At 52.7% G+C, this 20,008-nt stretch carries 18 protein-coding genes; 6 read left to right on the top strand and 12 right to left on the bottom strand.

Going from position 1 to position 20,008, the window contains the following annotated elements:
• The first annotated feature begins 1 nt into the window (after nucleotide 1).
• The 4 genes from NH461_RS16930 (at nucleotide 2) to NH461_RS16945 (ending at nucleotide 4,564) form a co-directional block, all read left to right on the top strand.
• Nucleotides 2-1,216: an acetyl-CoA C-acetyltransferase gene (locus NH461_RS16930; protein ID WP_261603789.1), complete on the top strand. Its 1,215-nt coding sequence runs from the start codon at nucleotides 2-4 to the stop codon at nucleotides 1,214-1,216.
• A 73-nt stretch (nucleotides 1,217-1,289) separates the two neighbouring features.
• Nucleotides 1,290-1,640 carry a phasin family protein gene (locus NH461_RS16935; RefSeq protein WP_261603790.1) on the top strand — a complete coding sequence of 117 codons (351 nt, stop codon included), beginning with the start codon at nucleotides 1,290-1,292 and terminating at the stop codon, nucleotides 1,638-1,640.
• Nucleotides 1,641-1,708: 68 nt separating this feature from the next.
• The gene (phaC, locus tag NH461_RS16940; RefSeq protein WP_261603791.1) at nucleotides 1,709-3,523 is read left to right on the top strand and encodes a class I poly(R)-hydroxyalkanoic acid synthase; all 1,815 of its coding nucleotides are present in this window, start codon (nucleotides 1,709-1,711) and stop codon (nucleotides 3,521-3,523) included.
• Nucleotides 3,524-3,676: 153 nt separating this feature from the next.
• Nucleotides 3,677-4,564: a DMT family transporter gene (locus NH461_RS16945; RefSeq protein ID WP_261603792.1), complete on the top strand. Its 888-nt coding sequence runs from the start codon at nucleotides 3,677-3,679 to the stop codon at nucleotides 4,562-4,564.
• 639 nt (nucleotides 4,565-5,203) lie between these two features.
• Here the strand turns inward: NH461_RS16945 and NH461_RS16950 are convergent.
• Both NH461_RS16950 and NH461_RS16955 read right to left on the bottom strand, forming a co-directional pair.
• A complete protein-coding gene (locus tag NH461_RS16950; protein ID WP_261603793.1) occupies nucleotides 5,204-5,764 on the bottom strand; it encodes a CDP-alcohol phosphatidyltransferase family protein in 561 nt (186 codons plus the stop codon).
• An 85-nt stretch (nucleotides 5,765-5,849) separates the two neighbouring features.
• On the bottom strand, nucleotides 5,850-7,856 hold the full coding sequence (locus tag NH461_RS16955) for a cation:proton antiporter (RefSeq protein ID WP_261603794.1): 2,007 nt from the start codon (nucleotides 7,854-7,856) through the stop codon (nucleotides 5,850-5,852).
• A gap of 381 nt (nucleotides 7,857-8,237) precedes the next feature.
• Between NH461_RS16955 and trpS the strand changes: the two genes are divergently transcribed.
• The gene (trpS, locus tag NH461_RS16960; protein WP_261603795.1) at nucleotides 8,238-9,272 is read left to right on the top strand and encodes a tryptophan--tRNA ligase; all 1,035 of its coding nucleotides are present in this window, start codon (nucleotides 8,238-8,240) and stop codon (nucleotides 9,270-9,272) included.
• A gap of 43 nt (nucleotides 9,273-9,315) precedes the next feature.
• Here trpS and NH461_RS16965 read toward each other — a convergent pair whose 3' ends face one another.
• From NH461_RS16965 to NH461_RS16980, 4 genes are all read right to left on the bottom strand, one after another.
• Nucleotides 9,316-9,624: an AzlD domain-containing protein gene (locus tag NH461_RS16965; protein ID WP_261603796.1), complete on the bottom strand. Its 309-nt coding sequence runs from the start codon at nucleotides 9,622-9,624 to the stop codon at nucleotides 9,316-9,318.
• Complete coding sequence (locus tag NH461_RS16970; RefSeq protein ID WP_261603797.1) at nucleotides 9,621-10,430, bottom strand: AzlC family ABC transporter permease; 810 nt, start codon at nucleotides 10,428-10,430, stop codon at nucleotides 9,621-9,623. The genes NH461_RS16965 and NH461_RS16970 overlap by 4 nt, the downstream gene beginning before the upstream one ends.
• 160 nt (nucleotides 10,431-10,590) lie before the next feature.
• Nucleotides 10,591-10,926 (bottom strand): PBPRA1643 family SWIM/SEC-C metal-binding motif protein, encoded by a 336-nt coding sequence (locus tag NH461_RS16975; protein WP_261603798.1) that lies wholly within the window; start codon nucleotides 10,924-10,926, stop codon nucleotides 10,591-10,593.
• A gap of 238 nt (nucleotides 10,927-11,164) precedes the next feature.
• Complete coding sequence (locus NH461_RS16980) at nucleotides 11,165-12,031, bottom strand: AraC family transcriptional regulator (protein ID WP_261603799.1); 867 nt, start codon at nucleotides 12,029-12,031, stop codon at nucleotides 11,165-11,167.
• A 168-nt stretch (nucleotides 12,032-12,199) separates the two neighbouring features.
• Here NH461_RS16980 and NH461_RS16985 point away from each other — a divergent pair, with 168 nt between their 5' ends.
• Nucleotides 12,200-12,502, top strand: a complete 303-nt coding sequence (locus NH461_RS16985) for a YnjH family protein (RefSeq protein WP_261603800.1) — start codon at nucleotides 12,200-12,202, stop codon at nucleotides 12,500-12,502.
• 116 nt (nucleotides 12,503-12,618) lie between these two features.
• On the opposite strand, the gene NH461_RS16990 is transcribed toward NH461_RS16985, so the two are convergent.
• The 6 genes from NH461_RS16990 to NH461_RS17015 form a co-directional block, all read right to left on the bottom strand.
• Nucleotides 12,619-12,783, bottom strand: coding sequence for a hypothetical protein (locus NH461_RS16990; RefSeq protein WP_261603801.1), 165 nt, complete (start codon nucleotides 12,781-12,783; stop codon nucleotides 12,619-12,621).
• 282 nt (nucleotides 12,784-13,065) lie between these two features.
• A complete protein-coding gene (locus NH461_RS16995) occupies nucleotides 13,066-13,365 on the bottom strand; it encodes a YfcZ/YiiS family protein (protein WP_261603802.1) in 300 nt (99 codons plus the stop codon).
• A gap of 150 nt (nucleotides 13,366-13,515) precedes the next feature.
• The gene (gene glpK / locus NH461_RS17000) at nucleotides 13,516-15,021 is read right to left on the bottom strand and encodes a glycerol kinase GlpK (protein ID WP_261603803.1); all 1,506 of its coding nucleotides are present in this window, start codon (nucleotides 15,019-15,021) and stop codon (nucleotides 13,516-13,518) included.
• Nucleotides 15,022-15,585: 564 nt separating this feature from the next.
• Nucleotides 15,586-15,936 carry a DUF3316 domain-containing protein gene (locus NH461_RS17005; protein ID WP_261603804.1) on the bottom strand — a complete coding sequence of 117 codons (351 nt, stop codon included), beginning with the start codon at nucleotides 15,934-15,936 and terminating at the stop codon, nucleotides 15,586-15,588.
• 172 nt (nucleotides 15,937-16,108) lie between these two features.
• Entirely contained in the window at nucleotides 16,109-18,031 is a 1,923-nt protein-coding gene (locus NH461_RS17010) for an ATP-dependent DNA helicase RecQ (RefSeq protein WP_261603805.1), read from the bottom strand.
• A gap of 180 nt (nucleotides 18,032-18,211) precedes the next feature.
• Nucleotides 18,212-19,780 (bottom strand): methyl-accepting chemotaxis protein, encoded by a 1,569-nt coding sequence (locus tag NH461_RS17015; RefSeq protein WP_261603806.1) that lies wholly within the window; start codon nucleotides 19,778-19,780, stop codon nucleotides 18,212-18,214.
• Nucleotides 19,781-20,008 lie beyond the last annotated feature (228 nt).

The following is a 20,008-nucleotide window of genomic DNA, read 5'->3' on the forward strand; positions in this document are numbered from 1 at the left end:
AATGACAAAAGTTTATATTGTTGCTGCAAAACGTACCCCGTTGGGGAGCTTTAATGGTTCTCTGAAAACTGTGCCTGCACCTCGCCTGGCGGCTGTGGCGATTCAAGCGGCACTGGAGCAGGCCAGTGTGGATCCGGGCCTGCTTGATGAAGTGATTCTGGGCAACGTGGTCAGCGCGGCGCAAGGCATGGGACCGGGTCGCCAAGCGGCTTTGTATGCCGGAATCCCGCAGGAAGTGCCGGCTTACACCCTGAATATGGTGTGCGGCAGTGGAATGAAGACGGTCATGGATGCCGCTGCGCACATTAAGGCGGGTGATGCTGATTTGGTTGTTGCCGCGGGTGCGGAAAATATGTCGCAAATTCCGTTTTGCGTGCCGGCATCAATTCGTGACGGCCAGAAAATGGGTGGCCTCGAGTTGGCTGACCTGCTGATCAACGATGGCCTGACGGATGTTTTCAACAATTACCACATGGGCGTGACTGCTGAAAATGTTGTGGCGAAGGTTGGCCTGACACGCGAGCAACAAGACAACTTTGCACTGGCCAGTCAGCAAAAAGCGGTCGCTGCGATTGAGCAGGGTAAGTTTGCTGAAGAAATTGTGCCGGTTGAAGTCACTGTTCGCCGTAAGACGGCGGTAGTGGATACGGATGAATATCCAAAAGCGGACGCCAGCATCGAAGGCCTCGCGAGCCTGCGCCCTGCATTTAAGAAAGAAGGCGGGAGTGTGACTGCCGGGAATGCCTCTGGCATTAACGACGGCGCCAGCGCCATCATTGTTGCCTCTGAAACAGCCGTCCAGAAATATGGTCTGACGCCGCTGGCTGAAATTGAGAGTTACGCACAAGCTGGCGTCGCACCGGAAGTCATGGGCCTCGGTCCTGTTCCGGCGGTGACTAAAGCCCTGGACAAGGCCGGGTTATCGATTGGTGACATTGGCTTGTTCGAGTTTAATGAAGCGTTTGCTGGTCAGGCACTGGGTGTGCTGCATGAACTGGCGGGCGAGTTGGATACTCAGGTCGAAGATTTAGCTGAGCGTTCAAACGTCAATGGTGGTGCGATTGCACTGGGCCACCCGCTGGGTGCATCCGGCAACCGTATTATCGTCAGCCTACTCCACGAGATGCGTCGCCGCGGGACCAAATATGGGCTTGCCACGCTGTGCGTCGGGGGCGGTATGGGTACGGCTATCGTACTGAAGAACGTTGAATCGTAAGTGTTTAGTTTGTACCTGGGCTATAGGTGGCCCGGGTACTCCATTCATACTTTCTAATTGAAGGAAAACCGCTATGTATACGGAAATGTTTAAATCTTTCTCTGAGCAAACAGAAAAATCTCTGGCACCATACGTGAAGTTCAACAAGCTGTTCACCAAGAACGTTGAAGAGCTGACTGAGCTGCAACTGGCGGCCGTTCGCGCTTACAGTGATCTGGGTCTTTCTCAACTGAAAGCGGTCAGCGAAGTGAAAGACATTCAGTCTTTCGCTGAGTTCAACAGCCATCAGCTGGAAGCGTTAACAAAGCTGTCTCAGCAATTGATCGATGACAGCAACAAATTTAGCTCGATTGCTCAGTCGTTTAAGACTGAAGTTGAAGAGTTGGTTGCGGAAAATGTAAAGCAAGCCACGCCTGCTGCATAAGTGAAATGACCGCTCAGCCGCCCCTTTCTGTGGGCGGCTATTTTAGTCCTAACACTGAGGTCATTGTAATGAACTATAACTTCTTTGCGGACTACTTTGCCAAGCTCCAAGACATAAACCAGGCATGGTGGAAGGAACTTGAATCTGGCAAGGCAGCCATAAATTCTCCCCTTAATAAAGCGCTGAATGAAATTAATTTAGAAGATAGTGTCGAGTTTTTCGAAAAAGCTGCAGCGCAGCCATCTGTTTTAGCGAAAGCGCAAATGGAATGGTGGGAAAACCAATTGAAGATCTGGCAACACGTCACGCTGGCCGATGGTGATGCGTCTGATCTTGTTCAGCCCGAAAAAGATGATAAACGCTTTGTTGATCCGGCATGGGAAAATGAAGCATTTTATAGCTATATCAAGCAATCTTATCTGCTTTTCAGCAACACCATGAAACAAACCATTGATTCAATTGAAGGTGTTGATGATAAAGCAAAAGAACGTTTGCACTTTTTCTCTCGTCAGGCGATTAACGCCTTGTCACCGACGAACTTCATCACCACGAACCCGGAGCTGGCGAAGCTGACGGTGGCGACGAATGGTGAAAACCTCGTCAAAGGGATGGAGTTACTTCAGGAAGACATGAAGGCCAGTGCCGATGTGTTGAAGATCCGCATGACCAATGACAGCGCATTTGAGCTGGGTGTGAATGTGGCAAATTCTGAAGGCCAGGTGGTGTATAAAAACGACTTGTTTGAGCTGATTCAATACAAGCCGCTCACCGAAACGGTGAACGCAACGCCGCTGTTGATTGTGCCGCCGTTTATCAATAAATACTACATTCTGGATCTGCGTGAGAAAAACTCCATGGTCCGCTGGCTGGTGGAGCAAGGACACACGGTCTTTATGATGTCCTGGCGTAACCCGGATGTCAGCATGGTCAATGTTGACTTTGAACATTACGTACTGGACGGTGTGGTCCAAGCCGTTGACGTGGTTGAGGCCGTAACTGGTGAGAAGCAGATCAACGCTGCGGGTTACTGCATCGGTGGTACTTTGCTGGCCGTTGCTTTGGCTTACTATGCCGGGAAACGGATGCGCAACCGAATTAAGTCGGCGACGTTCTTCACCACACTGCTGGACTTTTCTCAGCCGGGAGAGATTGGGGCATATATCAATGATCCGATCATTTCGGCAATCGAAGCCCAGAATGAAGCCAAAGGGTATATGGACGGGCGCTCGTTGAGCGTAACGTTCAGCCTGCTGCGCGAAAACAGCCTCTACTGGAACTACTACATCAACAATTACCTGAAAGGGAACAGTCCGATCGACTTTGATCTGCTGTACTGGAATGGGGATAGTACCAATGTTGCTGTTGCTTGCCACAGTACGTTGCTGCGCCAGTTCTACCTGGAGAACAAGCTGGTCAAACCACAGGGATATCAAGTGGGCGGCGTGAATATTGATCTGTCGAAGATCAAAGTGCCGGTCTACTTTATCTCGACTCAGGAAGACCATATTGCACTCTGGCAGGGGACCTACCGCGGTGCGAAGAACCTGAGCAGCAAGCTGACGTTTGTGTTGGGTGAGTCCGGTCATATTGCCGGAATCGTGAACCATCCGGCAAAGAACAAGTACGGGTATTACACCAGCGATAAAATCGTTGAGGATCCGGAAGCATGGCTGAAATCTGCCGAGCGTCAGGAAGGCTCATGGTGGAATCACTGGAATACTTGGTTGGCCGGGTTCGAATCCGCAGAACCTGTGGAAGGACGAACACCGGGGAACGGCCAGTATCCGGCTTTAGCACCTGCACCGGGGAGCTATGTCCTTCAAACGTTGCCGATTGAAGTGTCGAATGCCGTTGAAGCATTCCAGCAGCCCCAAGGGGCTTAGTTTCGGTCAGTCTATCTATCTGAATTCAAGCCAGCGTTTATCGCTGGCTTTTTTTATGGCTTGGTTTATCAAATGGTTGTTACGTTTTATATCACTTGGCGATAAAATGTCTTTTTCGCATGATAATCAGACGAAGCGTCTGAGTGGGTATTTATGACTTTGGATCGCCGCGCCGACCTGATTTTAATCGGCACTACGATGCTGGCTGCCGCCGGGTGGATTTTTTCGAAAGAGGCGATTCAGGGTCTGCCGCCATTCGGGTTTATCGGGGCGCGTTTTGTGCTGGCCTCTGTGTGTCTACTGCCGTTTTGTTACTCAGCCTTAAAGCAGCTCAGCCGTCAGGAGCTGATCCGGGCGATGGGGGTCGGGTGTCTGCTCGGATGCTCGCTGCTGCTGTGGATTTATTCTATTTCCGTCAGTGACACCTTAGGCGAGGGCGCATTTATTATGAGCCTCTCGATGTTGTTTGTGCCCCTGATTGCCTGGCCGCTGTTCCGGCAGCGGCCGCCGAGGATGTTTTGGTGGTCTATGCCACTTGCGGTTGGTGGGCTGATGTTACTGTCGCTTGGCGGCGGCGGTTGGCAACAGTCTGCCAGCCAGCTGTGGTTTTTGAGTGCGGCATTAGCCCTGGCCTTGCATTTTAATGTCAACAGCCGGGTGGTTCGGCATGTGCCGCCGTTGCTGCTGACATGTATTCAGTTATTTGTCACCGGTGTGATGGGATGGATTGCGTCTTTGAGTGTCGAAACCTGGCCGGAGAGCATTCGTCTATCGACTTGGGGATGGTTTGCCATGAGTGTGCTTCTGGCGACCAGCTTGCGTTATGTGATGCAAACGACCGGGCAGAAACATAGCACAGCGGCGAATGCGGCCATTATCATGGTCCTGGAGCCGGTCTGGACCGTGGTGCTTAGTATCATTTGGTATGGAGAGGCCATGCCGATGCATAAATTACTGGGCTGTTGTCTGATTTTGACGGCCTTGCTGTTTTACCGCAGTGGTCCGACGCTCTTGTCCTGGCTGAAAGCAAAAACACGCTGAGATAGGTTTTTTGTTCCGGGCTGTGCCCCGGAACAGCGCTGATTGACATTTTTTGTTCTCATTTGAACCGTAGATGGGAGATGTTCAAGAATATTTTATTTTCTTTTTGTCTTCATCAGCATTCACGCAGCGAACCTGTTTAAATTAGTTTATGAACCAACCGCTTACGATGATTTTTTCGATCCCGATACCCTCACGGCGGATCCATTGAGTCAGAATACCAACGCCCCATTTTTTGAACCAACATCATTATTAACGACTATATTGTTATCAGAGAGTGAAATTGGTCAAAAATTTGATGCGGCTTGATGAATGAAAATTGACTCAATCTTTTTTGATCATTTAATTTGCGGAGGAAATTGCCGCCTTGGTTATGAATCTAAAGTGAATTGAGGTATCGCGGTGGTTCGTTTGTATGCAATCTTCTCGTTCAATCACCCAGTTGTGCATGGCATAATTTTGCTGTCATTGTGTGTTTTTTTTGGCATCAGTATCTACCAATTGCTTGTCCACGAAGCATTAATTTTTTTACCCGCTATTTTCTTGTTGATCCTTCCGATAATTTTCTTTGCCAAAGCGTCGGACTATCGACGCAAGTATTTACATGACTGAGGAACGGCACTTGGCTGAATGTTGTCATCACCGTAGGGAACGCTGCGCCTTCCATAAGCGTCGCGCTTTGGTCGTCCAGGCGTAGACATATTGGACGCCGCTGATGAGGACAAGTAAGACGACCGCCATGAGTCCAAGTGAAAGCAGCGGTTCGGGAATGTGCGGGAACAGTTGGTGGCAAATGATCAGCAGGGCCAGCACAATCTGTCCTAATGTACATCCTTTACCCCACCAACTGGGTTTGAGCTGATACGGGCCGAAGCAGAGATAAAATACTCCCGCGCCCAGCAAAATGATGATGTCTCTGAGAACCATCAGTGCGACGGCCCAGAATGGCATCAGCCCAATTTGAAAGAATGCAATGTAAGCACAAAGCAGCATGGCCTTGTCAGATAGCGGATCGACCATAGCACCGTAGCGGCTCATTGCCTGCAGTTTGCGGGCGAGCCAACCGTCCAATCCGTCAGTGATCCCGGCGATGGCGATCACCCACAGGACTGTCGGGAAGTTGCGCTCCAGGATCCCGAAGTAAATCGGGATGGCTAACAGCAAACGTAGGGTTGTCAGGACGTTTGGTATTTGTTTCACAAGGCTTCGAGGCATGCGTCGTGGTGATTGATCAATAGATGCTTCTTTCAGTGTAAGCCCAATTGCAGCAGTTGCAGGCCATGGGTTAGAGATCCATGCTTTCGAGTTGCCTGAGTAGTTGGGCCGCATCATCTTCAGAAATCAGGCATTGTTGTACATACTGTTGAAGATGTTCGGCTTGGGCGGTACGTAAGAAATTGCGTACTAACTGTTGCTGTACCGCCGTTGCCGTGTCGGGCTGCAGGTGCTCAATCTGGCTGATTTGCGTCTCGCATTCTTGTTGCCATCCTTGCCAAATCCCGGCGACATGTGTCGCAACGGTTTCCGGGATCTCTTCATCGTCAATGATCAGCGCCAGTTCATTCAAAACATACTGACAGCTCATCAGTCTGGCCCAGGCCATTTCATAGATCAGGGCCTGACGTTGCGGGTGGGGGTGAGTGATTGGCTGCCACAGCCGGGTCAGCAGTCCGGATAGCCGTTGGGGGAAGTGGGAAAAAGTGGGTCGTTGATACTGGTGGCGGATCGCTTCCATCTGTTCATCAAGGGAGTTTTTCAGCTCCTGATAAACTGCCGCTTTAATTAGCCCTTGGTCAAACAGCCGGTACAGATAGCCGATTTCGAGACTGGCGCAGCGCAGCAGCAGTCGATTCCAGAGTCCAATCGGACCGACCTCAGCGCTGAACCACGCTTGGAGCTGCTTTTCCTGCTCTGCAATCAATGGGTCTAACTTGGCAGAGAGTGCTTGGGGGATCCCTCCGTGGGCCAGTTCGGAGTTGAGCAGGGACTGCAAAACCTTCCGGCTGTGGTGAAGCGTAGACAGGGTCAGCTCGGCGGTGGCGATGCTGTCGCTGAGCTCCTTCTCTTTCAATTGGAAATGGCGAGCCAACGGGGTGATGAGAATGCCTTGCAGCAGAATGGTCAGGAACACCACCCCGGTTGTGATGGAGAGCAGGGTCTCATCGCCCAGCACGCTCACCAGGCCCATGGCCAGCGCCAGGGTCACGGCTCCCCGCATGCCGCCGACAAACATCAGGTGGCGAAACGCCATGGGGGTGGATTTTGCCTGGCGTTGGAGATGGCCGATATAGGGCAGCAAGCCGTAGGCGATTGCGGCGCGGGACAACCAGATCGCGGCCAGAATGATGACAGAGATGGTGATGTTATCCCAGAGCAGGCCCAAATCCGTCCACAGCCCGACAATCAGAAAGATGCTGGCTGAGGCGATGAACGACAGATAGGACCAGAAATGGTTGAGGTATTGCTGAGATTTTTTGGAAACCGGAAGCGGCGCGTGGGTCGCCAGTGAAATCCCCGCCACCGCTGCGGCAACAATGCCGCTGACTTCCAGGGCTTTTTCCGCAAACAGATAGCAACCGAAGGCCATCAGCAGGCTGAGGCTGATTTCGGAAAAAGGGTCATCCGGCATTTTTTGTAAACTCCACAAGGCCAGCCGGGCAAACAGCCACCCACAAATCACCCCTCCCAGCAGCGTGATGGCGAACAGGCCGCTGCCGTGTCCTAACGTCGGCCAAAATCCGTGAGACAGGGCGAAGCTGAGTACCAGCACTTTGGTCAGGGTGATGGCCGTGGCGTCGTTAAACAGGCTTTCCCCCTCAATCAGCATGATGAGATCTTTGGGGGCATTGAGCTGGCGGAATGCGGCAATCACGGCTGTCGGATCCGTAGCACTCAAAATTGCGCCGAGTAGCAGCGCATATTGCCAACTCAGCGGGGTCAAGTAGTACACGATCGTCGCAACGACGATAGATGAGATGAGGACTCCGGGGATCGCCAGGACAAAAATGGCGACGCGGTTGGCTGTGAGCTTACTGATATCCAGGTTGTAGGCAGTTTCAAAGACCAGGGTCGGCAATAAAATGTAGAGAATGACATCATGGGCCAGCTCTTTTTCCGAGAGTGGGTCAATCGGCAGCGAAAAACTGGGTTGGATCGCATGCATCGCCAGCCCGGCGAGGATGAGGGTGATCGAGTAGGGGAGCCGGCTCCGGCGGGATACCTCTTTCGCAACTACGGCGGCCAGTAAAAAAGTAAACAGCGCGAGAATAAATGCAAAACTGGAATCCGTCACCGCAAGATACCTTTTCTGAATGAAACCCCAAAATAACGTCAAAGTGCTCAGCAAAGAAAAACCGGTCTATCCAAGCCAATCAAGCCAATTACCTTTCTACATTAGTGTGTTAGGTGCCTTTCTGCTGTTACTTGTCGCACGAAAATGCAGTTTGCATCGGCCTCATGAAATTTATTACGCCTGGGGTTGTATATCGCGTGGCACCTTGGTAAGTTGTCGGCATGACTGTGAATATTATGTCTTTCATCATCACTTGCTTCTGGTGGCGCTCTCTACGATAGAGCGGCGCTGGATCTCGTGTATTCAATAGCCGCCGGTAGGCAGCTATTGACGAATCACAATCATGGTGTCTCCGGCGGAACATAACTCTGGAGTATGATCATGACCCACCATCAAGCCGTTTCAACCCAGGCTGGCACCACCGAGAAAGTATTGACCGGAGACCGGCCGACGGGACAACTTCATCTGGGCCATTTCGTTGGCTCGTTGCAGCAGCGAGTACAGTTGCAGGATCGCTATGAACAAACGATCCTGGTGGCCGACTTGCAGGGCTTAACCGATAACGGTCATCGCCCGAATAAAGTGGCCAATAACATTCTCAATGTTGTGGCGGACTACCTGGCGGTCGGGATCGATCCCCTGAAAACCAGCATCTGTCTGCAATCGGCGATCCCCGCGTTAGCGGAGCTTGCGATGTATTACGCCAATCTGGTCACGGTGGCGCGTTTACAGCGTAACCCAACCGTGAAAAATGAAATTGCCGGGAAAGGGTTTGGGGCTTCTATCCCGGCAGGATTTCTGACTTATCCCATCAGTCAGGCCGCGGACATCACTGCATTTAAAGCAACGTTGGTCCCGGTAGGTGACGACCAGCTGCCGATGCTGGAGCAAACTAACGAGATCGTGCGTAAACTCAACCAGATCGCCGGGCAGGATATTCTGGTCGAGTGTAAGCCTTTGCTGAGCAATATGCCCCGGCTGCCGGCCCCGGACGGCAAGCAGAAAATGTCGAAATCGATGGGGAACTGTATCTATCTGGACGCGGATGATCGGGCGATCGCGCGTGCCGTGAAGTCGATGTATACCGACCCGAATCACCTGCGCGTTGACGATCCGGGGTGTGTGGCCGGGAATGTGGTCTTCACCTATCTGGATGCCTTTCATCCGGATCCCGGTTATGTGGCTGATCTGAAGCAACAGTATGAGGCGGGCGGGCTGGCAGACGGCACCACCAAGCAAATCCTCACCGATTGCCTGCAAACGCTGATTGCGCCGATCCGAGCGCAGCGCGCGGTGTATATGGCCGATAAAGCGCAGCTGGTGGCGATCCTGAAACAGGGCAGTGAGCAGGCTCAGGACGAAGCCGATGCCGTGCTGACACAAATCAAGCGTGCCTTTGGTCTGAAATTGTTCTGAAACGATTTGCCCCGCAGGGCTGAGTCCTTGCGGGGCGGATGGATCACCAGGCCGACAGCAGGAAAAACAGGGCCATACTGAGTACTGTGGTCAGCAGGACATTATTCAGTTTCCAGGACAACAGAACAGCCACAACGGCCGCGACCAGGTAGGGATTGTGCCACGAGATTGCCACTTCTCCCTCGGGGAGAAAGACAATGGGCGAAAAAATGGCGGTTAGGACTGCCGGACTCGAATAGCTCAGCAACTTTTGGGTTTCAGCACCCAGCTTGATCGGTAAGCCGGGCGCCAGGAACAGATAGCGGCTAGCAAAGACCAGCAGGGCCATGGCGCCAATTGACATCCAAATCATGCTTCTTCTCCGGTGGGTTGTTGGGGAACCGGACTCTTCCGGAATCGATCATAGCCATAACCTGCGACCATGGCAGACAGGCTGGCCAGCATCAGTCCCCCTTCGATCTGATATGCCTGGCAAAATACGGAAGCTACCATCGCGACCAGTACGGAGAGCAGAACTGACATATTTTTGATGGCCGGAACTACCAGAGCGATGAAGGTCGCCGCGATGGCAAAGTCAAGGCCCAGAGTGTCCAGGTTCGGGATGAACTTCCCGGCAACAATTCCGGCAAATGAAGCCAGATTCCAACAGAGATAGAACCAGAGCCCCGCCCCGAGCGCGTACCAGCGGTTAAACTGTTGGGGGGATTGGTGGCCACACAAGGCGAACAGCTCATCAGTGAGCAAGAATCCCAAACCCAGACGCCATTTGAGCGGTAATGGGCTGATTTTATTGCGCATACTGATGCTGTAGAGCAAGTGGCGCGAGGTAATGATCAGCGTTGTCATCAGCAGGGTCGCCAGTCCGGCCCCGACTTTCAGCAGTCCGGTTGCGACCAGTTGGGCCGACCCGGCAAAAACGATGGCAGACAGGGCCTGACTTTGAAAAGGATCCAGCCCGATTTCGATCGCAAAAGACCCGGCCAGAAGACCCCAGGGGATCACGGCGATACACAGGGGTGTGACTGCCAGTGCACCTTGTCGGAACAAGGCAAACTTCGGTTCGGTGCGCGTTTCATTTGGACTTCGTTCTGACGGCGCTTGAGTCAGCGCGATGGCATCAGTCCGGCCGTTGGTGGATTCGGAGGTTGGTGTTTGCATGGTGTCTCAATGTTTTTGATTGATTGAGTTTGTACCTTACGTGATGAAGGCAGTGCAAACTTGTACGTTATTGCGCAGGTGTTACGGTGGCGTGAAGCGTATATGAGGTGCGATAGACACCGTACGGGTTGTCGGTGTCTATCCGGCGGTGATGCTGCGGTTATTTCCCGCAGCACTTTTTGTATTTTTGCTGGCTGCCGCATGAGCAAGGATCATTGCGGTTGGGTGTTTTTTCAAACGTTGTCGTTTTGGGCGTCTTTAAGAGGGCATCCAGCGCTTGAATATTTTCAGGCTGCTCAGCATTTACTTCAATCGTCGCAAACAAGCCATGCTCATTCAGGCGTGTCTCCAGCTGTTCTTTTCTCTCATTCGTTTGGACGGAAAGCAACAAAGGGTGCGCTTTTGAGCCAAGTTTCGTTGTGCGCTTGGTGTTGTAACCGAAGCTTTCATGTTTTGGCTTTTTCTCGATTCGACCCTTGAAGAAAAACTTTGACATTGAAATTACCTGTAGCATTAGATGTTGAGGGGAGGGTTATACAGTAAAACATGCAACGGATAAATCTCTTTTCGGAGGGGGTTCTTATTTTCAGTGATTTCAAGCTGAAGTGAAGGGACGCTCCGGCGGCTTGATGTGGGTCGTCTCGGGTTGCTTGAAAGCGGTTATGTTCAGGTTCGCGCTCAATGAGAGGCTTTTATCGGCCGATGAGTTCAGGTGGCAGATGCTGCACTAACCATCAGGGATGAACTTGTTTGGCGAATTGTCCCGGTGTGATCCCCATGGCTTTTTTGAAGTGGCGATGGAAATGGCTCTGATCGTGAAAGCCGGCTTCCTGCGCCGCATCTGACAGAGCATGTCCCTGGCGGATCAGCCTTTTGGCCAGACGTAACCGCGCCTGGATTTGGTAACTGTGCGGCGGCAGGCCAAAGGCCTTTTGAAACGCGCGAACCAAATGATAGGGGCTGAAGGAAGCCAGGTTAGCCAGTTCCTGCAAAGAGACATCGGCACATGGAAAATCATCGAGAAACTCTTTCACCAGATTGACCTGACGTTGGGCTTTGGCGGGGTCATCCGGCAGGCAAGGCCTGCGGCCGTGTTTGCACATGAGTTTGGTCAGGACACTGTAGAGCAGGGTTTCCCGCAGCAGACGGTTGGTCGAATTTTCAAATGTTTTGAACACCAGCCGGAGTTGGCCGGCCAACTCCGGGTCATTCACAACCGGGGATGGGAAGTAGGGTGCACCACTGTGAGAAGTGCCCGATGCCAGTTCTCTACTGATCACTTCAAACTGTTCCGGCAGAGGGTACATGGCCTGATAAGACCAGCCCCCTTCCGTCGCGGAGTGCCCATTATGGATCTCATCCGCATTGACCAGGATGATACTGTGTTGCGGGGCGACGTGGTTGCCACCGGTACGGTAAAACTTTTGGGCGCCGTTCTCAATCACCCCGACGGTATAGCCTTCGTGGCTGTGGCGGGAAAAATTCTGGCGATGATATTGCGCGTTCAATAACTCAATGCCACCCAACTCTTCGGCCACACGATAAGTTGCCTGCTCTCTGGACGGAGGTTGATTGTGTGGAGGAACCCGGGTTGAGGTCATGCGCAGCGTTATCCTTGGTCAATATCCTTCCGTGAGTATATCGAAGATTTTTGGAAGGCGTTTGTACAAAATTGCGCATCTCGGTAGCCAGCTTTCCTGATCCCTGCTATGTATAGCAAATTGCTCGGGGGAATATCCTCCATCACGTTTCGATCAGTGAGAGAACAAATGCGCATGCATGTGCTTGATATCCAGGTGGGGTGCCTGCTGCTCGGGGTGTTGGCCGGGATGGCGGTTCCTGTTGCGGCCGCGCAACAGACCCATTCAACGGTCATACCGAAAGTAGAAATTCAGCCCAAAGGCGTCGATCACCGGATTTGCTGGTATGGCGGAAAAGAATACTCTCAGGGCGCGATTCTCATCGTGGGGCAGACGCAGCTCCAATGCCAGCCTGAGAATCAATTTGAAACCAATGGCCGCTTGTCCTGGCATCCGCTGGTGCAGCCGTCATCGGGGAATCCATCACCGTAAGTGATTGATGATTCAACGTCTATCGCGGGCGGTAAACCAAGCGGATACAAAAACGCAGTGCTATGATGCACTGCGTGATTCTCGCGGCGATTGATGGCCGCATAGACAATGGCGAATTAGCGAACCATACGACCTGAGTTTGGCGCAACCTTCCCGGTGCCCCCCTGATGGTGCTCCGTGCTGACTCCCATTTCCTGCATCAGCAACTCTTTCATTGCCGCAGACTCGCGTTCATTGGTGGGTTTCCAATTTGCAATCACTTTTGCTCTATGACTCTTCATCGGACGATTCCTTTTATTCCATGCCAAACTGACAATTTATGCTTATGTGAGCATATTGCGTTTTCATTGTCATACAAAGTGAAGGGTTTTACCAGTATAAAAACGCAAGATATCGCATATGCGCATTCACTAATAATAGATGCGAATGAGGAACGGGTCACATCAGACCAGTGATATCGGTCAACGAAAAGTCTTACGAGGCAGATGGGCCGAAAATGGCAGGTAGGGATAAAAGGCGGCCACCCCGACGGTGGCCTGAAGTTGCTGTGTTTCGCCAGAAAATTATCGCGCCAGTGAGCGACTTTTCAGTTCAAAAATCAGTTTTTCCGCGCTGCATTCAAATCGCAGTCGGGCATGCAGTGACTCGCTGTCGTCTTCAATCGGGCTCACTTCATACAGATAATTTGCGTTCACCTCTGCGGCCAGGGCCAGGTAACGTTGGAGTTCGGCTTCGAGGATCGCTTTTCCCTGACCTGTAATCTCTACCTCAGCGACATCATCACCTTCTTTGATAATAAAGCCCATTTCAGCGGAAACACCGCACGCATCGCAGGCTTGGTAGTCCAGTTCTTCGTTTGCCATAGTGATCTCTTCATGATCTGTACTGATATACCAGTGAGTGTAATGTGATGTGATCGGGATCGCTATGACCTAAAACAAGTTCCGGCTTGCAGGAGGAAGAAAAAGACCCGCCGGAGGCGGGTCTGTCGGAAAAGTTGTCGGGTGATGGGATTAGTGTTCGATCCAACCGCGAGAGCAGGCGACTGCACGTTTCCAGCCGGAGTAACGGCGCTCACGTTTCTGTTGATCGCCATCCGGGGCAAACAGGCGATCCAGTTTGGCTTTTTCCTTCACTTCATCCAGATCCTGCCAGAAACCCACAGCCATCCCGGCCAGGTAGGCGGCTCCTAAAGCCGTCACTTCAGTCACGACCGGACGGTGGACTTCGGTATCCAGCAAATCGGCCTGGAATTGCATCAGGAAGTTGTTGGCAACGGCGCCGCCGTCAACTTTCAAACTGTCGAGGGTAATGCCTGAATCGGCCTGCATGGCATCCAGTACATCCCGGGCCTGGTACGCAATGCTTTCCAGGGTCGCACGGATAATATGATTCGCGTTCACGCCGCGTGTCAGGCCGACAATGGTGCCGCGGGCATAGGCATCCCAGTACGGTGCGCCCAGCCCGGTAAAGGCTGGAACCACATAGACGCCATTGGCCGTCTCTACTTTTTCAGCGAAATACTCGGTATCACGTGCATCATTGATCAGTTTCATTTCATCCCGCAGCCACTGGATTGAGGCGCCGGCCATGAATACGGCGCCTTCCAGGGCGTAGCTGACATCACCATCCGGACCGCAGGCCAGGGTGGTCAGTAGGCCGTTTGATGAGGTCACTTTGTTCGGCCCGGTATTCATCAGCAGGAAACAGCCGGTGCCATACGTATTTTTCGCCTGGCCGGAGGCCACACACATCTGGCCGAACAGGGCGGCCTGCTGATCGCCCGCAATGCCGGCAATCGGGATCCGGGTGCCGCCTTTTCCGCCCAGGTTCGCCATGCCGTAGATCTCGGATGATTTGCGGACCGCAGGCATCATGCTCAGCGGGATATCGAATTCTTTTAACAGCTTCTCATCCCATTCCAAAGTGTTGATGTTAAACAGCATGGTGCGCGATGCATTGGTGTAATCCGTCACATGAACCTGACCCTGGGTCATTTTCCAGGTCAGCCAGGTGTCAACGGTTCCAAACAGAAGCTCACCGGCTTCCGCCTTTTCCCGGGCACCTTCCACGTTGTCCAGGATCCATTTCACCTTCGTGCCTGAAAAATACGGGTCCAGCACCAATCCGGTGTTTTCTTTGATGTAGGCTTCCAGTCCGCGGGATTTCAGGGTTTCACAAATTTCCGCAGTACGGCGGCACTGCCAGACGATGGCGTTATACACTGGTTTACCGGTGTTCTTGTCCCAGACAATCGTTGTTTCGCGCTGGTTGGTGATCCCGATGGCTGCGATTTCATCGGTGCGGATTTCGGCCTTGGCTAGTGCTTCAGTCAGGGTTGAGCTTTGGGTGGCGTAAATTTCCAGCGGATCGTGTTCTACCCAGCCGGCATTTGGATAAATCTGAGTAAATTCACGTTGAGCGGTGCTGACGATATTGGCGTCATGGTCGAGAATGACAGCGCGTGAGCTGGTTGTGCCCTGATCCAGCGCGACAATGTATTTTTTCTCGGCGTTCATTAGCTTTCTTCCTCTTCTTTATAATTTGGCTCTGTTTTGTAAGCTCAACTGACGTTGCTGCTCCGGCTTGCCTTTTCTCGACCTTGTTGTTGACTGTGAGTGCTGAACAAGCTTCTGGTTAACAATTTCGAAACACAATATAGGTCGGTGCGACTGATAATGTACATAAAACGAAACTAAACTTTTCGTATTTGTGTCCAAATTGTGACTTTTATCGCTCCTTCGAGCGTGTTGTGGTGTGTGTTTTCGCAACTTGATGGGAAAGTAAACATAGCTGGCCGGCAAAAATACTGTGGGTTTATATGGCCTGAAAGGAGATAAATGCTACTGTTTTCAGGGATAATACCGACATTTCGATGAGTTACGGGAGATTTTATCCGTACTGCAGAGGTGGGGCAATGTGGTTCTTGGGGTGTTCAGGAAGAAAATGAGCGAGATCGCGTCTTCTTGAGCTGATGGTTCATGCGGGATGTTTTGATAACAGCCGATGAAAGAGAGTACCGAAAGTACTCTCTTGGGTTCGGTGCATGGCGCGATGCCGGCGCACCTCAGGCTTGCGGTCGATTAGTCCCGGCTGCGATTCTGAACATCGTAGCTATAATTGACCTTTACGATGGCCTGATAGCTTGGTGTGCCGGATGCGGTGAGGTATTCCTGCACGGCGAGCTGGGTGTCTTCGACGCTAATTGAGCGTGAGCGCAGGCCATTGTCATAAATTCCCAGTGACTTTTTCAGCTGCTGCGGCGTGGCCGTTTCGATTGTCTTGGCGAGGGCAATACCTTGCTGCGTCACTTGCGCTTCGTTATCACCGGTTGCCGCGATGAGGTGGCGGGTGTCTTGATAGGACGTCCAGGAAAAAGCGTGTGCGGACAGACTGATCCCCGCGAGTACAACAGCACTAAGTAGCTTGATCATGATTCGCTCCTTGGCTTACAACATGGGTAAGCCGGGTTGGTTGATAGAACCTGGGATCAAGACCTTTCTGTTGCCGAAATATTTCAGAAAAATTTCATTTTTTACTTAAAATAGAGATGGTTAGGTCTATACCAGATGTGGGGGCGCCCAATTGCCCCAGCATCTCAGGGAGTTACTCCGACAGGTGCGGATAGAGTTCGGCAACCTGGGCCCGGATTTGTCGGAACGGATAGGCCTCCAGTTTGGCAAAACCGCTCATTTGCCGCGCTTTCAGTTGCGTATGCAAAGGGGAGGACATCCCGCTGAGAAAACGGGTGACGGCCGCGGGGGAAGGCTGTTGCGGACACGCACTCAGAAACGGATCGCACCATGCCCGAAGCATGTTGGTTGAGATCTCCGGCAACACAGCTTCGGCGGGCAGTGTTGCAGGCTCCCCCCGGCACACGGAGCAATGACCGCACTGTTCGGGCGCACGGTGGTCCGCAAAGTAATGGGCCAGCGAATGGCTGAGGCATTGTTCGCTTTCGAAGAATCCAATCATCTGTTGGATCCGGCCGATTTCGTTGGTTTCTTTATTCCTAAACAGCGTATACAGGGTCGAGGCTAAAGATGCGCGATCAAACTGCGGATCACAGATCCGGAATACGTCGGTCATCTGTTTGCTTTCCAGGGTAATCCAGCCTTTCTCGTTGAAATAATCAATCGCGGCTACCACACGCTTGCGATCCGTTTGGGCTTGTTGCCACAGCGCATCAAAATCAACCGTATGCCAGGTTCGTGCTTTTGGAGAGCAGGCAAAGATCTGGCTGACGAATTGACGCCTTTCTCCCTGGAATTGTTCGATGATGGCCTCCGGCGCCAGGATCGGCTTAAAGCGGTAATCGGCAAAATAGGTGTACTGCGGCTCGATAATGCCGTGCACTTCCAGGTAAACCAGCAGCGTTTTTAGCGGTAACAAGCGGACATTGCTCTCCCGGGATAGGCGAGACAGGATCACTTCCCATTGGCCGCCCGCACTCTGGATTTGACCCAGAACGGCATCAATGGCGGCGAGATCCGGCGTATCCCCATAGACAAAGTTTTCCAGTACGTTGAGGCTGGATTTATTCGCCAGCACCGTGCAATGCGATGTCTGGCCGTCACGCCCGGCCCGGCCGATTTCCTGACTGTAGTTTTCAATGGATTTGGGCAGATCATAGTGGATCACCCGGCGGATATCGGCCTTGTCGATCCCCATGCCAAAGGCGATGGTGGCGATGATGCAGTGGCAGGCGCCTGACATGAAATCCTGCTGGATCTGCTGGCGGCGCTCGGCATCCATCCCGGCATGATAGGCCCGGGCCTGGAAGCCCTGTTGATTGAGCCACAGGGCTAACTCTTCGGCGGTTTTCTGCAGCGTTACGTAAACAATTGTCGGCTGGGTTGGCGACAGCTGCGCGAGCAGTGCGGACTGTTTCTGGGATTCGGCAACCGGTGTGATGGTCAAATCCAGATTTGGCCGATAGAAGCCGGTGACCACGACATCCTCCTCGGCAATACTGAATTTCTCGCGCATATCTTCGATAACGGCAGGTGTGGCCGTGGCGGTCAGCAGAAGGACCTGCGGGATCTTCAGCCAGTCACGGTGTTGCGGCAGTTTGAGATAGTCCGGACGGAAGTTATGTCCCCATTCAGAAATACAGTGGGCTTCGTCAACCACCAGCAGTGAAATCGGAATGGTGGCGATGAACTGGCGAAAACGTTCGTTGTTTAAGCGTTCGACGGAAATCATCAACACCTTGATGCTGCCGTCCCGGATGGCTTGCATGACTTGTTGGTTTTCTTCCCAGCTTTGAGTGGAATCGATGGTTGCTGCCGGAATATTCTTGCTGCGCAGGAATGCCAGTTGATCCTTCATCAGAGCCAGCAGCGGCGAGATGACCAGCGTGAGGTGGGGCAGCTGGACCGCCGGAAGTTGGTAACACAGCGATTTACCGGAGCCGGTCGGAAAAATGGCACAAGCGGACTGGCCGCTGAGGACCCGGGTGATCACCGCGTCCTGACCGGGACGGAGGCTGTCGAAACCAAAGTAGTGTTGCAGGGTATCTTGATACATAACGCGAAATGCCTGGCTCAGAAGGAAGCCCTGATGGTAACGCAGCCGTACATCAGGTGCACGTTGGAGAAGATAAAAATGACGGTTTTCCGAGGGGCTTTCGGGTTGAATGCTCAGGAATGGAGCCGGTCTTGAAGCAAGGCAACGTGCCGCCACACGGCGTCGTGTGGCGGCTGGGGATTATTTTTCTTCGAAGCGTGCCGCGAGCCGATGGAAATCGTCGACTTTTTCTTTCAGCATCAGGCTGGTGTGTTCGACCTGGCTGACTTCATCGAGGTTTTGCTGCGAGGCTTGGGCAATGGCATGGACGTGCTGGCTGGTTTGCGCGGACAAGTGCTCCTGCTCGGATGCCGAGCCGGACACCTGGCCAATCAGCGCGCTGATGGCCTGCATGTTTTGTTCAACCTGCTCCAGGCATTCTGCGCCCTTCGCGGCAATATCAACACATTCGTTGGTTTTGTCCCGGTTGCTTTCAATCAGTGACTGCCATTCGTTGATGGTCAGTAACATTTGCGCAATGCTGGACTGGATTTGCTCCGTCGCACTCTGGGTGCGGGAAGACAGCGCGCGGACTTCATCGGCAACCACCGCAAAACCGCGGCCATGTTCGCCGGCGCGGGCAGCTTCAATCGCGGCGTTCAACGCCAGCAGATTGGTTTGTTCCGCAATCCCATTAATTTCAGCCATGACGGTGCTGACCTTGCTGGCTTCGCCGCTCAGCTGATGCGTGGCTTCAGTGGCTTGCTCGGCCTGCGCCGACAGGGCTTGCAGGCTGCCTTGGGTTGACGTGAGCTGATCCCGGGTTTGATCGCAGTGAAAACGCGTTTCATCGAGTAACCCATTGCTGTCCGAGGCATGGGCAGCGACGGTCCGGGCAGAATCGGCAATACTGCTCATGGCATCGACGACATGGCGGATGTTGCTGTCCTGAGTGGAAATCGCCTGGTTGACCCGGTGGGCGGAATCACTGAGCTGATCGGCCAAGTCGTGCAACGGGACGGCGGAGTCGGTCATTCTGCCCAGCACGGTACGAATCCGGGCAGACGCCATTTTCAGGTGGTAGTCTGCGACAGAAAACTGACCGTCGCCGGAGAAAATCAGGCGGCTGATACTGTCATACTGCTGGCGGAGCTCTTTCAGGCGCAGCGGGGTTTCAATTAACTCCTGGCGAAACAGCAATCCAAGCACGGCCAGCGGCGTGAGACTCAGCAGGTTCTGGACGCTGAGCCCATCATCGAGAAAGCCGCTCAGGGCCGGTAAAGCACAGGCGATAGCCAGTGCGCCGTATTTCACGCTGCCGGGCAGGGCAAACGCTTGTTTGCGGCCGCGTTGTTCGGCTTTCAGCAGCTGCTGGTAGGCCGTTGTCGCGACCTGAATCCATTGCGACTGTGGCTTCACACGTACGGATTGGTAGCCGGTGATTTGGCCTTGTTCGTAGATTGGGGTGACGTAAGCATCGACCCAGTAAAAACCACCGCTTTTAGTTCGGTTTTTCACCACGCCACGCCAAGCTTTGCCTTCGCGCAATCGGGCCCACATATCCGCAAAGGCAGCCTTGGGCATGTCCGGATGGCGGATAATATTGTGGTTCTGACCAATCAGCTCTTCTTCACGGTAGCCGGCGACCCGGCAAAATGAAGGATTACAGTAGGTAATAACCCCTTTGAGATTTGTGGTCGAGACCAGCTGCTCTCCCTCCGGAAAGGTAACTTCTTGAGCAATGTTGGGAATGGTGTGACTTGCGGACATTCTGAATGAGCCTGACATTAACGATGTTTGTTATAGGTGTAGTTGAGCGAAGGTATAAAAGCACAGAGACTGTGGTGTATCAATATATTAATGATAATACATATAATAATGTTAATTGTGACACGAAAAAAATGGCTATTCGACACGGGTGCTGTTTGAAAAATCACCGTGTGGCCACATATTTTATACCTTGTAATAAGGACATTATTACTTTTTGAATTGAGATTC

This window comes from Photobacterium sp. TY1-4 (assembly GCF_025398175.1).
Lineage (GTDB): Bacteria > Pseudomonadota > Gammaproteobacteria > Enterobacterales > Vibrionaceae > Photobacterium.